Here is a 13,598-nt window from a genome sequence, read left to right on the forward strand (position 1 = left end):
AAATCTTCAATATCTTCCCAGCCCTCACAGCCTGCGATAACTGCACACAGCGTTAAAAACACCACGTCAAACAAGGGATAAACGACCTTAGATGCTTGCCTTGGGTCTTCTAATTCTGAAAAGTGCTCTGCAAAAATATCGATGTTCATAAACTGGCTCCGCGTAAAAGCCAGTATCTGATCACAACGGAAGATCGCGGTCAATCAGTTATGTTAAAGTGCGCGTTAAATGTTCGTGATCTTGCCCTGCGGGCTTGACCGAACTAAAGTTAAAGATCGTTTTGATGAGTTAGTAATTAAAAATCGTATTGGTTTTGTTACTTTTCATCAAAGCTTCAGCTACGAGGATTTTGTTGAAGGACTAAAAGCGAACAGCGATAACGGTTTATTGTCATACAGTGTAGAGCCTGGTGTTTTTAAAACATTTTGTGATAGAGCCAGTTCAAGTAATGCACAAGTGATATCTGTCGATGCTTTTGAAAATGCAGTTTTACAACTTCAGGAAAAATATGAAGAGGCCGAAGACCGCATAGAGATGGAAACTATACGCGGTAAAAAGTTCGAAATTGAATATGCGGGCGGGGCTACTTTTAAAATATTCCCGCACTCAACCGAGAGCACAGACCCTAAATATGTAGCCTCGATAGCAAATGTGAGAAAACTTTATCTCACAGGTTCGAAAAAAGGCATTTATAACACCTCATATGTGGAAGGTTTTTTGGTCTACTTAAAGAAACATTTTGGACTAAAAGAATATGTTGCCGACGTAGTTAATCATGAATCCACGTCACAGCCGTTTGTGCTTATTATCGATGAAATTAACCGTGGCAATATCTCGAATATTTTTGGTGAGTTAATAACCTTAATCGAGCCGAGTAAACGTGCGGGTGGCGCTGAAGCGCTCTCAGTAAAACTGCCTTATTCAAAAGAGTCTTTCTCTGTTCCTTCTAATCTGTATATCATCGGCACCATGAATACCGCTGATAAATCCTTGGCTCAAGTCGATATTGCGCTGCGTCGTCGCTTTGAGTTTACCGAGATGATGCCTAAGGATGAATTGTTATCAGATGTTTTTGTTAAGGGTATTGATATCGCTAAGCTGCTAAAAACCATTAACCAACGCATTGAGCTGCTTTATGACCGTGAACATACCGTTGGGCATAGCTTCTTTTTACCGTTAAAAAATGAACCTTCCATTGAGCGTTTGGGGCGTATCTTCGAGCTAGAAATATTACCATTGCTAGAAGAATACTTTTTTGAAGATTGGGAGCGTGTTGGCCAAGTGTTAGGTGATCATCTGAAGACTGAACCTAGCCTGAAGTTCATCGAAGAAAAGTTCACTGACGCTTCAGTATTAACATTGATGGGGAGCGACTGGTCACAAGATGGCATAAGAATATATCAACGTAATAAAGCTGCATTGCTTAACCCTGAAGCATATAAAGGCATCTATGACGCGCAATAGGGTTAACGATGTCACCGTTAGGGAGTTTGCATTATTAACTAACGGCGGTAACAACCACAGCATAGATTGTCACTCAATCCCTAAGTCCGCGTTTGAGTGGTTGTTGGCTAATGGTGTTAGTAAGAGCGAAGGCCAACGTGAATTAATCAAGGTGAAACGTCACGGCACATCGGTTGCACTTCAAGTGATTAACTTTGTTGGTGTGCTTGAAACACCCTGTAAGACTCGCATCGAAATCTTGCCTAAGACTTCAACCGATACTTGTGATCCCGTTTCGGCCCGTAAAATTTTGCTAAAAATGTTAGCTCGTGTTGAAAAGTTAAAACTTGAAGAGTTTCAACAATCTCAATTGCAACTGTTGAAACAACCACTTTATGAGTTACTGATCACGCACTTTTTGACAGCGGTTTCTAAGCTAGTGAGGCAGGGTATTAGAAATGAGTACCAGCGTATTGAGCGTGAATCTCCGTATCTAAAAGGCCAACTGCAAGTCGCTAAACAGCTGAGGCAACGTCCAGGACGGCAACATCATTTTCATGTTGCACATGATATCTATAATGCTAATCGCGCTGAAAACCGATTACTTCATTCTTCATTGAAACAAGTGTTGAAATGGTCTACTTCGAGTGCAAATCAAAGGTTAGCGTGTGAACTGCTATGTGTATTTAATGAAATCGAGTTGTCTACTAACCATGTTTTAGATTTTAGGCTGTGGAAGGATGATAGGGGTCTTGCCCATTATCGTCCCTTAAAGCCATGGTGCGAGCTGATTTTGAGTTATCAGTCTCCAGTTGCCATGCTTGGTAAGCATAATGGGTTATCTTTCTTATTTCCGATGGAACAACTCTTTGAGCGATACGTTGCTAAGCAACTGCAGCGACAATTACCACCGGAATTTAAGTTAAAACAACAAGCGTCTAGTCATTGCCTGACTCATCACAATGGCAATGACTGGTTTAGGCTAAAACCTGACATTGTCATTTATGATAAATCGCGAATTGTCACTGTGATGGATACTAAATGGAAACTGCTTGATGCGTCGCTTAACACGACCAAAGATAAGTACAATCTGAATCAAGTAGATATGTATCAGCTATATGCCTATGGCGAGAAATACCTAAATGGCCAAGGTGATTTATATCTGATTTATCCGAAACATGTCGGTTTTACTGAAGCATTGGCACTCTTTGAGTTCAAGCCTGAATTAACGCTTTATGTTGTGCCATACGATTTAGAAACTGACCAATGCTCTTTACTCATGGCTTGCTCATAGACAGGATCTTTAGCGCAGGCATAAAAATAGATTAAAAAAGCTTTTGGTGTGATCAGATTAAATCGCCAAACACAAACTAATCACTACCCCAATGCCATGACCATTTTCAACGGTATTCACATGAATACCGCAATTGGTGTGGCTTATAAACCCTTTCATCATCAGTTGTGTAAAGAGGTCTTTTCAGATTTTCATTTAGGCGGTTGCGTGCTGAACAATGGCCTTATTTTGACAAGAACTCGCCCCTGAATTACCTGCAAAACTGCGGCGTTTTGAGCAAGCATTACTCCATCACGGTTCTTCTTTTTCCCCGAAGCGTGTTCAAGCAATGACTCACTAGAGAGTTCAGATTGGATCTCTACTGTTCATTTTCTGTCGTTCAATGACTGCTGTTTGGTAAAATATAATTTACTTTAAAGATTTTAAGGTAAGTTAAATTTTACCGAGTTGGTTGTGGTCTATTAGTTTGACATTTAGGTTTTGGTAAATTACTGTTTACTATAATTTGTTTATGGTTAAAAGTAATTTTCTATGGGAAGAAATAAAATTCAAGTTGGCACTGTTGCTAGTGCTGCACTAGCTCATTTCGCCACTCTGCTTTCAATCCAGCGTAAGGAAAAGAAAATCACAGTAGAAGAGCTGTGTTCACGAGTTGGGGCATCTAAGCCCACTATGATAAAGATTCTTAAGGGTGATCCGTCTGTAAGTATCGGACTTTACTTCGAAACTGCTTGGGTGTTAGGTGTTTCCTTATTTGAACCCGATGAAAATCGGTTTGCTATTAAACATAAAACAAATGCGAAAATAGAAGCACTGCTGCCTAATCGAGTGAGAAGGAAAAAGGTAATTTTGGATGACGACTTCTAGTAACCAATGCTTCGTTTGGAAATGGCTTAGAGGACGTTCAGAACCTGTGGTAGCCGGTAGACTCACTATTGATGAATCTGGCCAACATTTTACCTATGGTCAGTCTTACTTGAAGCGCCCAGATGCAGAGCCAATTTACTCACATGAATTACCGCTTTCTGCTGGTACTATGCAGCCAGTTCAAGGTATGTCTATATTCTCATGCTTGCGTGATGCAGCTCCTGATGCTTGGGGACGTAGGGCCATTATTTCTCGGCTGATGAGCAAAGGCTACGATGCTGAGTTTAACGAAATGACGTATTTGATGCATTCTGCTTCAGACCGGTTCGGTTCTCTCGACTTTCAAGAATCGGCCACTGAGTATGTTGATCGTTCTACTGATGCAGCCACGCTTGAAGAGTTATATCTGGTATCTGAAATCGTCGCTCAAGGTAAGAAAATCCCGTTGGGTTTGGATAAAGCACTTATGCATTGTATATCGCTGGGTGGTGCTCGCCCGAAAGCGATGATCACTGGTGGCGAAGCTAAGTATATTGCTAAGTTTTCATCCCAAAATGATACTTATGATGTTGTCTATTCAGAATACATAGCCATGAAGTTAGCCAAGTTAGCCGGACTCAATGTGGCCGAAGTTGTATTAAAAAAAGCATTAGGCAAAGATGTTCTTCTTGTTAAACGATTCGATAGAGACTTGATTGGTGGTATTTGGTGTCGTCGCTCTATGGTGTCCGGACTGACAGTTTTAGGTTTAGATGAAGCATGGGCTAGCGAGGCTTCTTATGTAGAGCTAGTAAACGTTATGAAGCAGTATTGCATTGCATTTACCTCTGATAGCCAAGAGCTATTTGCACGGATGGTATTTAACGTGCTGATCGGCAATTCGGATGACCATGCTCGTAATCACGCTTTCTTTGTCGAAGGGGATAAAATATCTCTATCACCTGCTTATGATATTTGTCCACAAAACCATAGCGGTGGGGTGGCAAATCATGGAATGAAGCTCTTCGACAATTCAAATTTGTCTCTGTTATCACTTTGTCTGAAAGCAGCACCAAGCTTTAATATTAAGGCCGAAAAAGCGGAAGAAATTATCAGATCGCAGATTAATACGATTATCCAAGAGTTTGAATCCGTGTGTAACGAAGTAGATGTCCCTGAAGTAACGCGAAAGTTACTTTTCAAACGTGTGATATTGAATGACTACATATTCAATGAAATGGAACACCTAAAGCCGCAAGATGCTGGCCAACTTCTCAGCATACATGGAATCATAAGTATCTAAATGGATAATGACCGTGCGAGCAGAAGTTGTATGAACCTCTATTCACTTCGATAAGATTCTAGGCTTGTTATCTTAACAAGCTAATGCCCTTAACGAGCTAACGCAATTACTCTAAAGATCGGCTTTGAACGATAAGTAGACACTGGCAGATAGTAAACTCACAGGGTATGCTACCTTGCAAAGTCTTGCTGATAAATGATACCTACAGGTGAATATGCGAAATGTTCTTGTTTTATTAATTACGATTCTTGCTTGTAATTCCTTCGTAGCTACAAATAAGGAACCTTGGGGGATAAAATGGCACATAGAATGTTAATTTAATGTAGATTATCATCACCTGCACACATCCACTTTAATTGTTTTTTGCGAATTTATTGTGTGCTTAAATATTCAGTTAACGTTTGGTTATAGATAAATACTTAGGTACAACCAATTATGCTTGACGCTTTCCTAGAGCAGTTACAACAAAATGACTTTACTCGGCACGAAGTAGAACAACTAAAGCAATCTGCAAAGCTGTGTTCTTTGCCTAGTCGGCATATTTTTCACCATCAAGGGGAAGTTGCAAAAGAGATTTTCTTTCTATTAGAAGGAATATGTCACGCTGTTTATTTTACTGACAAGGGCAAAGAGTTTAGCAAACAGTTTTATTGGGAAAATGACTGGATCATCGGTTTTGAAAGCCTAGTTAGCCAAACGCCATCACCATACCAACTTGAATCACTTACCCCTTGCTCGATTATGTCTCTCCCTATCGAAACATTAAGAAAATGGCGTGAGAATAAATATAGTATTTATCTCAAGCTATTGGAAATACAACTGATGTATAAAGAAAACAAAGAGCGTTTTATGTTGCTTTATACTCCAGAAGAACGCTATCTACAGTTCTGTAACAGTTATCCTAACTTGTTAGAGCGTCTCACCGATTATCAAATTGCAGCTTATCTTGGCATTACACCTATCAGCCTTAGTCGTATCAAAAAACGCAGCCTAACTTAACAATTGTTAATGCCTAGACTTATTCACCTTGCTAAATTTCGGATATCACTATTTGTAAGGCTGAATTAAAATGATTACTTGGCAATTCCATCCGTTTCCCCAATTAACAACAATGCAACTATATCAACTGCTAAAACTCAGAGTTGACGTGTTTGTTGTCGAGCAAGAATGTCCCTATCCTGAGTTGGATGGTAAAGATCACCAAGAAGGTGTTTACCACTTACTGGGTTATCAAGATGACAAGTTAATAGCCTGTGCACGCTTAATGTCAAAGGGGGTTAGTTATCCATCCGTCAGTATTGGTCGTGTTGCTATTTCAAAAAGTTCTCGTGGAGGTGGCATAGGGCATCAACTGGTACAAGAGGCTCTATGTGCATGTGACAAGTTGTGGCCCAGAGAGTCAATCGAAATTGGCGCTCAAGAACACCTATCAGAATTCTACCAAAACCATGGATTTATGCCGACTTCTGTAATGTATTTGGAGGATGATATCCCACATATCGATATGAAGTTGGAAAAATAACAGTGTCTTTTTCTGTGGTAAACCTCGCGATTATCCTTCTCATATTAGGTAATCTTGCTGCTTCACTATCTGATGTCGCAGTTAAGTTACTTAATGGGGAGGTATCAACCTTTCAGTACATTTTTATACGGCAATTATTTTCTACTTTAGTTATTTGTCCTTTATGGTTAAAGCAGTCCAAACAAAAGCGAAAACTGTATAGCGCTAAACTCAATCTATTTAGGGCACATCTAATTATAATAGGCAGCGGTTGTATGGTAATTGCAATCACTCACTTAACTTTAGCGACGGCTAATGCGGTTTTTCATGCTGCGCCACTAATGATGCTTCCATTATCGATTTTACTTCTCCGAGAGAAACTAACGATTAAGAGCAGTGTATTATCTCTTATAGGGTTTTCAGGAGTTATCGTGGTTTTAAGACCATCAGAATTTGAATTGGCGGCAGTCTTCGCCCTTGTTACCACATTCACAATTGCGTTGTTCAACCTTACCGCGAGAAAATTACCAACGGAGCAAACTGTTGTCAGCACACTTTTTTGGACATCATTACTTTCACTACCGATATCTGGCTGCCTAGCTATATTCTATTGGGAGCCTATTTCGACCACGAATCTGTTGTTCATTTTGGCAAGTGCAACTTTGGTTCTTACTTACAACGGATTAGCTGTTGCTTCGTATCAACGAGCACCCGCTAACTCTATTGCCCTAGCAGAGAACTCAGGACTGGTATTTGTCACCTTATTTGGTGTTACTTTGTTCAATGAAGTGCCAGACTTTTTTACCATATTAGGGATATTGATGATCATACTACCTTTATTGCCTTGGAAAATTTTGTTAAAAGTAAATCGGTTGAATCAATCGTCCGAACCAACCAACCAACAAGACATAGGCGAAAGTTAATTAGAAAATATATTGATGACATCTACCATGAATATCCATCTGAAAAACGTTCTAAATTAAAAAGGTTAAATTAGCTAAATAGCCACATAACAAGCTAAGTCAACGGGACAATTTAAGCTGGAGTCTGGCACTTCGTTTCTTATTTATGCCAGATTAAAAGTAATGGACGTTCTCAGCCCGAAAATGGCACAAAACACGCGTTCGCCCTAACTCTCAATTGTCCCAAAGTATTTGTGTTGTCACAGGCTTTGTTTCCTAAATAGGTTGAACTAAAACCGTAGCCGCAGATCTGATCGGCATCGCCTATCAACTTACCCATCAACCGTGTCAAAACCTCGCTATAAAACAACCAACTGGAAGCAATACAACCAAGCCTTAATCAACCGCGGTTCACTTACCTTCTGGATTGATGAGGATGCAATTGCTAAGTGGAAAGCCAAGGTCGAGCAGCCCAAGAAAGGTCGTCCTCGTGTGTTTAGCGACTTGGCCATTACCACTGCGTTGATGGTCAAGCGTATTTTCTCTATGCCACTGAGAGCCTTACAGGGCTTTATCAATTCGGTGTTTAAACTGGGTGACATCCCATTATCTTGCCCGCATTACACCTGCATCAGTAAACGCGCGAAAACGGTCAATATTGCTTTTAAAACCAAGACTCGCGGCGCCATTGAGCACTTAGCTATCGACTCAACAGGCTTGAAGGTCTATGGCGAAGGTGAGTGGAAAGTGAAGAAACATGGCACAGATGGAAAGCGCCGAGTGTGGCGTAAACTGCATATTGCCGTAGATACACATAGCCATGAAATTATTGCCGCAGAACTCAGTTTATCAGGTGTAACAGACGCTGAAGTGATGCCCAATTTACTTAAGCAAACCCATCGAAAAATCCGCAATATCTCGGGTGATGGTGCTTACGACACGAAAGCCTGTCACGAAGCAGTTCGTCGAAAACGCGCTTTAGTGCTCATTCCACCTAGGGAAGGTGCTGCACTATGGGAACAAGGGCATCCACGAAACTTAGCCGTCAGTTGGCAACAGCTTCATGGCTCAAATAAGCAGTGGAAAAAACGGTATGGCTATCATCGCCGCTCAATCTCAGAAACCGCTATGTACAGGATAAAACAACTGCTAGGAGGCACGTTGAGCATGCGGAATTATAACGCTCAGGTGGGAGAAACTTACGCGATGATTAGGGCTTTGAACAAACTTACTGGGCTAGGTATGCCTGAAACCCACTATGTAGCTTGATATTTGAACAATGATGAGAATTTTGTTCGCTGACTCGATTTAGGAAACAAAGCCGTTGTCACATCTTGTTAGAGCCTCATCAAATATGATCTATGGACTTAATTCGTACACAAGTTTGATTCAGTATGAAAAGCGAACCCTTTCGGGTTCGCAAGTAAGTGGCTAACGCTTAGCATTACTGCTGAATGTTAGCTTAAGCTTCGGCTTCAATAATCTGCTCAGCCCAGAATTGTTCGGCAGCGTCAAAATAGAGGCTCGGTGGTAACCCGAATATCTGTTGAAACTCCGCGGTAAACAACTCGCAAAAGGCAGAAATATCATCTTTATACATCAACAATAGCATCATCATTTCTAAGCCCATTAAATACTGAGTATCAAACTCAGCATGTTCCTCAAGAAGTGATTTACTGATGCTAATGCCTAAGTGTTGTCCTTTGATGTCGCGATGAAGATAGATATATCGAGTGAATTGTAAGGCTCTAGGATCGTTATCATTTTCGTCAATGTCAGCGAGTAACAAGACGGTACTATGATCATCCCAAGGGCTTTTTGATTTACGTTGATATACGCGAATAAACGGTGACTGACTCATTATTAACTCCTCGTTATTGTCCTTATCAATAACTAGAATTTGGCACCGGAAATTCTGTCGGTTCAGGGGTTAAGTTTAACGTTTTAAGTAAGAATCCCTTCTTAGCCTTTTGCTGGTAACTAATCTTTCCCTCATTCTGCTAGTTTGCATTTTTCGACAAACATGTACCTAGGGTACTAAGTAATTGCAATTTATAAACCCTGCTTCTATAGTTGGTTTAATTTATTCTATATTTTGGTACTTATGGTGCAACTATGTCATCAAAAATAAACTGGCTTATTAATCATACGAGTCCTGGTGCGGTAGTGCTTCAGTCGTGGTTGACACAAAATGAGATCAGCTCATCTTTGGTGAGAAAATATGTGCAGAGTGGTTGGTTGTACAAGATAAGTGCGGGGGTTTACGTTCGTCCTGAGTCAACAGGTAAGTTACAGCCTCATTGGGTTGAAGCGCTCAAGGCTGTGAATGAGCAGCTAAAGCTTCCTGTTCACCTTGCGGGAGTCAGTAGCCTAACGCATCAAGGGCTTAGTCATTATCTTCAACTAAGCAGCGAGCAAGTTTGGGTTGGCTGTCAAAGTAAGCAGGCTTTACCAAAGTGGTTCCGCGAATTGGAGGAGCAAAATTGGCTTTTCTATACCAGTAGCAAGCTGACTCAAACGTTGGAAAAAGACTTTATTACTATAGGGGTGAACAATAGGGAAGTTAAGGCAAGTTGTGCGGAGCTTGCAGCCTATGAGGTCGTCAATGCCATTGGCAAACATATCAGTTTTGAGCATGCCGCGGAGCTGTTTCAAGGGTTAGTGAATCTCAGCCCACGTAAAATACAGTCAATACTGAATCGAAGTGAAGCCGTACAAGCTAATCGCGTATTTCTCTTTTTAGGCCACTACTATCAACACCAGTGGAGCAAAAGGCTAGATGAGCAGCAAATCACGCTAGGCGCGGGAAAGCGTCAGGTGGTGGCTCATGGCCGTTACGATGGACGGTATCAAATAACAGTGCCTGCATCGTTTATTAAGACAGAAGAAAATCAATATGAATAAGTCATCGATATACTACCAGCAAGTGACCTTGCTTATTCGGATGCTGCCGCTCGTCGCCCAAGAGAAGGTATTTGCCCTAAAGGGCGGTACGGCTATCAACCTATTTGTACGCAACTTCCCACGCTTATCGGTTGATATCGATTTGGCTTATCTTCCTTTGGAGCCAAGGGAACAAGCGCTACAAAGTGTGAAGGAAGCGCTTGGTCGTTTGACTGCGAAGATCAATCTACAACCGAACCTTAGTGCAGTATTTCAAGACAATAAATATGATGAGCTCAGGGTTGTCGTGACAAGTGATAGGGTGACAATAAAAATTGAAGTCTCTCCTGTTGCGAGAGGTACGCTACACAAAGCGGTATTAATGCCAGTCGTTGAGTTAGTTGAAGAAGAATTTGGGTATGCAGAGATACCGGTTGTAAGCCTGCCTGATCTATACGGTGGTAAGTTATGTGCAGCGATGGATAGGCAGCACCCAAGGGATCTTTTCGATGTGAAAATGCTGCTGGCGGAAGAGGGGATCAGTCGAGAGATTTTAGTCGGCTTTCTCACTTATACACTTAGCCATCCAAGACCCATTAATGAAGTGATGTCTCCACGTTGGAAACCGCTTGATGAAAGCTTTCAAACTGAATTCAATGGAATGACGACAAAGCCGATTAAACTCGATGAGCTGATTTTAACTCGCTCAGAAATGCTCACAGCGTTGCAGCATCACTTTACTGCAAAAGATAGAGACTTTTTATTATCCTTTAAACAGGGTCAGCCTGATTGGTCATTGTTTGATGAACCGAGCGTTGCGGCACTACCTGCGGTGAGATGGAAGCTATTGAATATCCAAAACCTAGCGAAAAATAAATCCAAGCATCAAGAACAACTGATTAAACTGGCTGATGTATTGGAGACGTGGGTTGCAGGTCGGATATTGTAATGTGCAGTGTATTGTCGATTTTATCTGATAGTTCGCTGTTTGTGGGCGTTGGCGACTTAGATTGAGCTAAGGCTATAAGCAAATAAAAAAAGCGAACCGTGAGGTTCGCTAGTAGGTGATTATTGAGGCGCGTTAGATTGCACTTCAATAATCTGCTTTTCCCAATATTGTTCCGCGGCTTCAAAGTAGACTGTCGGGTGATACCCTAAGACATACTCAAACTCTGCGGCAAATAATTGGCAAAAATTTGTTATATCATCAACATACATGAGCAAAAGCTGCATCATTTCTAAGTCGTTTAAAAACTGAGAGCTAAACTCAGGGTGCTCCTCAAAAATAGATTGGCTAATACTCACACCTAGAACATGTCCATCTATATTTAGGTGAAGATAAATGTAGCGTGTAAACAGCAGCTCTATTGAGGTTTGGTCGTTCAGTTTAATATCTGCAAGTAACACGACTTTGCAGTGTTCATGCCAAGGACTAAATGTTTTAAGCTGATTTACATGAATAAAAGTTGAGTGTTCCATTTGTTACTCCTATTGGTTTGGCCTTTCAACTTTTACTTAGGTCTGCACCATGGAACTTAGCCCTGTTTGCATAAATTGCTCAGCAAATGAAATTGCGAGTTCAATCTGAACGACGGACATTTTTTCACGCACTAAGCGTTGTTTAAGCATGTGCAGGAGTATTTCTTGCTCAACGTTGTCCTCGTAAGAAAAGGTGTTGCTATCAGGCATCTCTTTTTTAATTACATAGGTCATCAATTCGAAGACCATCAGCAGATTGTGGGCTTGTTGTTCAAACGCAGTCGATTGCATCATCGTGGTTTCTCGCTTTGCAGGAAAGTATGTCCTGAATAACTAGAAACATGGTGTGATAAATTGTCGTATTTGGGGATTCAATGGTTCAGTTTTGTGCAAAACATCTGTGTGAATTTAAAATTTTTTTCTGAGTGTTAAGAAGATCCCGAGTGGGATCTCTTTGGGAACTTTTTGGGATCCAAACAGGTTCTTATAGACCCTCACAGACCCTCCGAAAGCCACATAAATGGCGCTAATACGGTACTTTAGAGGGTTCGACTCCCTCTCTCACCGCCAAATTAAAGAAAAGGGAATCAGTATCTTATTGATTCCCTTTGTTGCATCTGGGCAAAAGCTGGGCAAAATCGCCGTTTTGTTCTCCTTCTGTGTCCTTGGTAAAACCAAGCATTTCTGACACTCGATTAGCTATTTTTTGCGAGTCCTTAGGTTTTTGCCACATTAGCTATGTTATTCGTTGTCATTCTTTTACGCGCTTGAACTAAGGTATAGCCGCCACTTAATACTATGAGTAGGCTTCCCAGAATTGTCAGCAAATCTGGGGATTCTCCAAATATAAATATTCCTAAAGCTAGGGCAAAGAGTAAACGTGTATAACGAAAGGGGCTTACTACCGATACATCTCCAGTGCGCATGGCGATTGTCAGCGCATTATAGGCCATTACACCAAAGACGATTGCTCCAATTATTTGTATTGCTGCGGTAGCACTAAACTGTATTGCTTCATTTTGGTAAATCAGTATTGTAGTGGTCAAGTAAAATTGGCCACGATTTTAGAGTCATTCCAATATAAACGTTCTGACTCATTTGGCGTTAACCCACCATTATATTGATGGGGTCTTGTCTCACTGTAATATCCAGTGATGTAATTTGTGATCTCTTTATCTGCTTCTGTAAAATTCCCATAACCACTGGCGGGTATCCACTCAGATTTCAAACTTCTAAAGAAACGCTCCATTGGTGCGTTATCCCAACAATTCCCGCGGCGACTCATACTTTGCTCAATCTGAAGACGCCATATTAATTGTCTGAATTTCAAGCTTGTGTAATGCGAACCTTGATCGCTGTGATATATCACATTCTCAGGCTTACCCCTTAACTCAAATGCCATTTTCAAAGCTTTACAGGTCAGCGCACTATCTGGTGATAATGACAAGGCCCATCCAATAGGCTTGCGGGAAAATAAGTCWARAACAACGGCTAGATAGGCCCARCGATTACCGACCCAAACATACGTCACGTCGCCACACCACACTTGATCTGGTTGAGTTACTGCAAACTGTCGATTWAGCGTATTGGGGATTGCAACATGCTCTTGTGTCGCTTTYCTATAAGAATGCTTAGGCTGCTGACAGCTTAATAACCCAAGCTTTTTCATTAGATTACGGGCTCGATAACGACTGAGACCAATCCCTTTRTTAGTCACTAATTGCGCTATCGTTCGCGCACCGGCAGAGCCATGACTAATACGATGTGCGGCCTTCACTTCACTGCATAAAATAGTAAAGTCTGCATCAATATGTTCTTTTCTTTTTAGCCAATACTTATAGCTACTTCGATGCACTTTGAATGCATTACAAATTGTGAGAATAGAGTGGCTCTGCTTGAGTGCGCTGATTAGCGTAAATTGTTCATCGAGTCTGACATCAAGAGAGC

Annotated in this window: 14 protein-coding genes and 2 pseudogenes; 10 read left to right on the forward strand and 6 right to left on the reverse strand. The window is 41.1% G+C overall.

Going from position 1 to position 13,598, the window contains the following annotated elements; genetic code table 11:
- Nucleotides 1-149: transposase family protein (locus L5M28_RS23225; protein WP_263198011.1), on the reverse strand; the 149-nt coding region annotated here is incomplete at its 3' end.
- A 148-nt stretch (nt 150-297) separates the two neighbouring features.
- Here L5M28_RS23225 and L5M28_RS24155 point away from each other — a divergent pair.
- From L5M28_RS24155 to L5M28_RS23265, 8 genes and pseudogenes are all read left to right on the forward strand, one after another.
- A pseudogene (locus tag L5M28_RS24155) lies at nt 298-1,464 on the forward strand (McrB family protein); the annotation flags it as partial.
- Entirely contained in the window at nt 1,451-2,737 is a 1,287-nt protein-coding gene (locus L5M28_RS23235; protein WP_263204484.1) for an McrC family protein, read from the forward strand. The pseudogene L5M28_RS24155 and the gene L5M28_RS23235, both read left to right, overlap by 14 nt.
- 531 nt (nt 2,738-3,268) lie before the next feature.
- Nucleotides 3,269-3,604, forward strand: a complete 336-nt coding sequence (locus tag L5M28_RS23240) for a helix-turn-helix domain-containing protein (RefSeq protein ID WP_106649799.1) — start codon at nt 3,269-3,271, stop codon at nt 3,602-3,604.
- Nucleotides 3,591-4,886 (forward strand): type II toxin-antitoxin system HipA family toxin, encoded by a 1,296-nt coding sequence (locus L5M28_RS23245; protein WP_263204485.1) that lies wholly within the window; start codon nt 3,591-3,593, stop codon nt 4,884-4,886. Before L5M28_RS23240 ends, L5M28_RS23245 begins: the two co-directional genes overlap by 14 nt.
- A gap of 435 nt (nt 4,887-5,321) precedes the next feature.
- Complete coding sequence (locus L5M28_RS23250; RefSeq protein WP_259562349.1) at nt 5,322-5,885, forward strand: Crp/Fnr family transcriptional regulator; 564 nt, start codon at nt 5,322-5,324, stop codon at nt 5,883-5,885.
- A gap of 70 nt (nt 5,886-5,955) precedes the next feature.
- Nucleotides 5,956-6,408, forward strand: coding sequence for a GNAT family N-acetyltransferase (locus L5M28_RS23255; protein WP_259562348.1), 453 nt, complete (start codon nt 5,956-5,958; stop codon nt 6,406-6,408).
- 14 nt (nt 6,409-6,422) lie between these two features.
- On the forward strand, nt 6,423-7,310 hold the full coding sequence (locus L5M28_RS23260) for a DMT family transporter (protein WP_259573979.1): 888 nt from the start codon (nt 6,423-6,425) through the stop codon (nt 7,308-7,310).
- A 324-nt stretch (nt 7,311-7,634) separates the two neighbouring features.
- On the forward strand, nt 7,635-8,558 hold the full coding sequence (locus tag L5M28_RS23265; RefSeq protein WP_263204487.1) for an IS5-like element ISSod12 family transposase: 924 nt from the start codon (nt 7,635-7,637) through the stop codon (nt 8,556-8,558).
- A gap of 193 nt (nt 8,559-8,751) precedes the next feature.
- Here the strand turns inward: L5M28_RS23265 and L5M28_RS23270 are convergent, their stop codons facing one another.
- Nucleotides 8,752-9,150, reverse strand: coding sequence for a hypothetical protein (locus tag L5M28_RS23270; RefSeq protein WP_107404664.1), 399 nt, complete (start codon nt 9,148-9,150; stop codon nt 8,752-8,754).
- 254 nt (nt 9,151-9,404) lie between these two features.
- On the opposite strand from L5M28_RS23270, the gene L5M28_RS23275 reads away from it, so the two are divergent.
- Nucleotides 9,405-10,193, forward strand: coding sequence for a type IV toxin-antitoxin system AbiEi family antitoxin (locus L5M28_RS23275; protein ID WP_106649805.1), 789 nt, complete (start codon nt 9,405-9,407; stop codon nt 10,191-10,193).
- Nucleotides 10,186-11,121, forward strand: a complete 936-nt coding sequence (locus L5M28_RS23280) for a nucleotidyl transferase AbiEii/AbiGii toxin family protein (protein ID WP_107404662.1) — start codon at nt 10,186-10,188, stop codon at nt 11,119-11,121. The genes L5M28_RS23275 and L5M28_RS23280 overlap by 8 nt, the downstream gene beginning before the upstream one ends.
- A gap of 119 nt (nt 11,122-11,240) precedes the next feature.
- On the opposite strand, the gene L5M28_RS23285 is transcribed toward L5M28_RS23280, so the two are convergent.
- From L5M28_RS23285 to L5M28_RS23300, 4 genes and pseudogenes are all read right to left on the reverse strand, one after another.
- Entirely contained in the window at nt 11,241-11,651 is a 411-nt protein-coding gene (locus L5M28_RS23285; protein WP_107404661.1) for a hypothetical protein, read from the reverse strand.
- Nucleotides 11,652-11,687: 36 nt separating this feature from the next.
- Nucleotides 11,688-11,945 (reverse strand): hypothetical protein, encoded by a 258-nt coding sequence (locus L5M28_RS23290; RefSeq protein WP_107404660.1) that lies wholly within the window; start codon nt 11,943-11,945, stop codon nt 11,688-11,690.
- A gap of 422 nt (nt 11,946-12,367) precedes the next feature.
- Nucleotides 12,368-12,685 (reverse strand): annotated as a pseudogene (locus L5M28_RS23295) (EamA family transporter); the annotation flags it as partial.
- 8 nt (nt 12,686-12,693) lie between these two features.
- The coding region (locus L5M28_RS23300; protein WP_263204492.1) for an IS3-like element ISSba5 family transposase at nt 12,694-13,598 on the reverse strand (905 nt) is incomplete at its 5' end.

The sequence above is a fragment of the Shewanella sp. SW32 genome, assembly GCF_025653365.1.
GTDB classification, from domain to species: Bacteria; Pseudomonadota; Gammaproteobacteria; order Enterobacterales; family Shewanellaceae; genus Shewanella; species Shewanella oncorhynchi.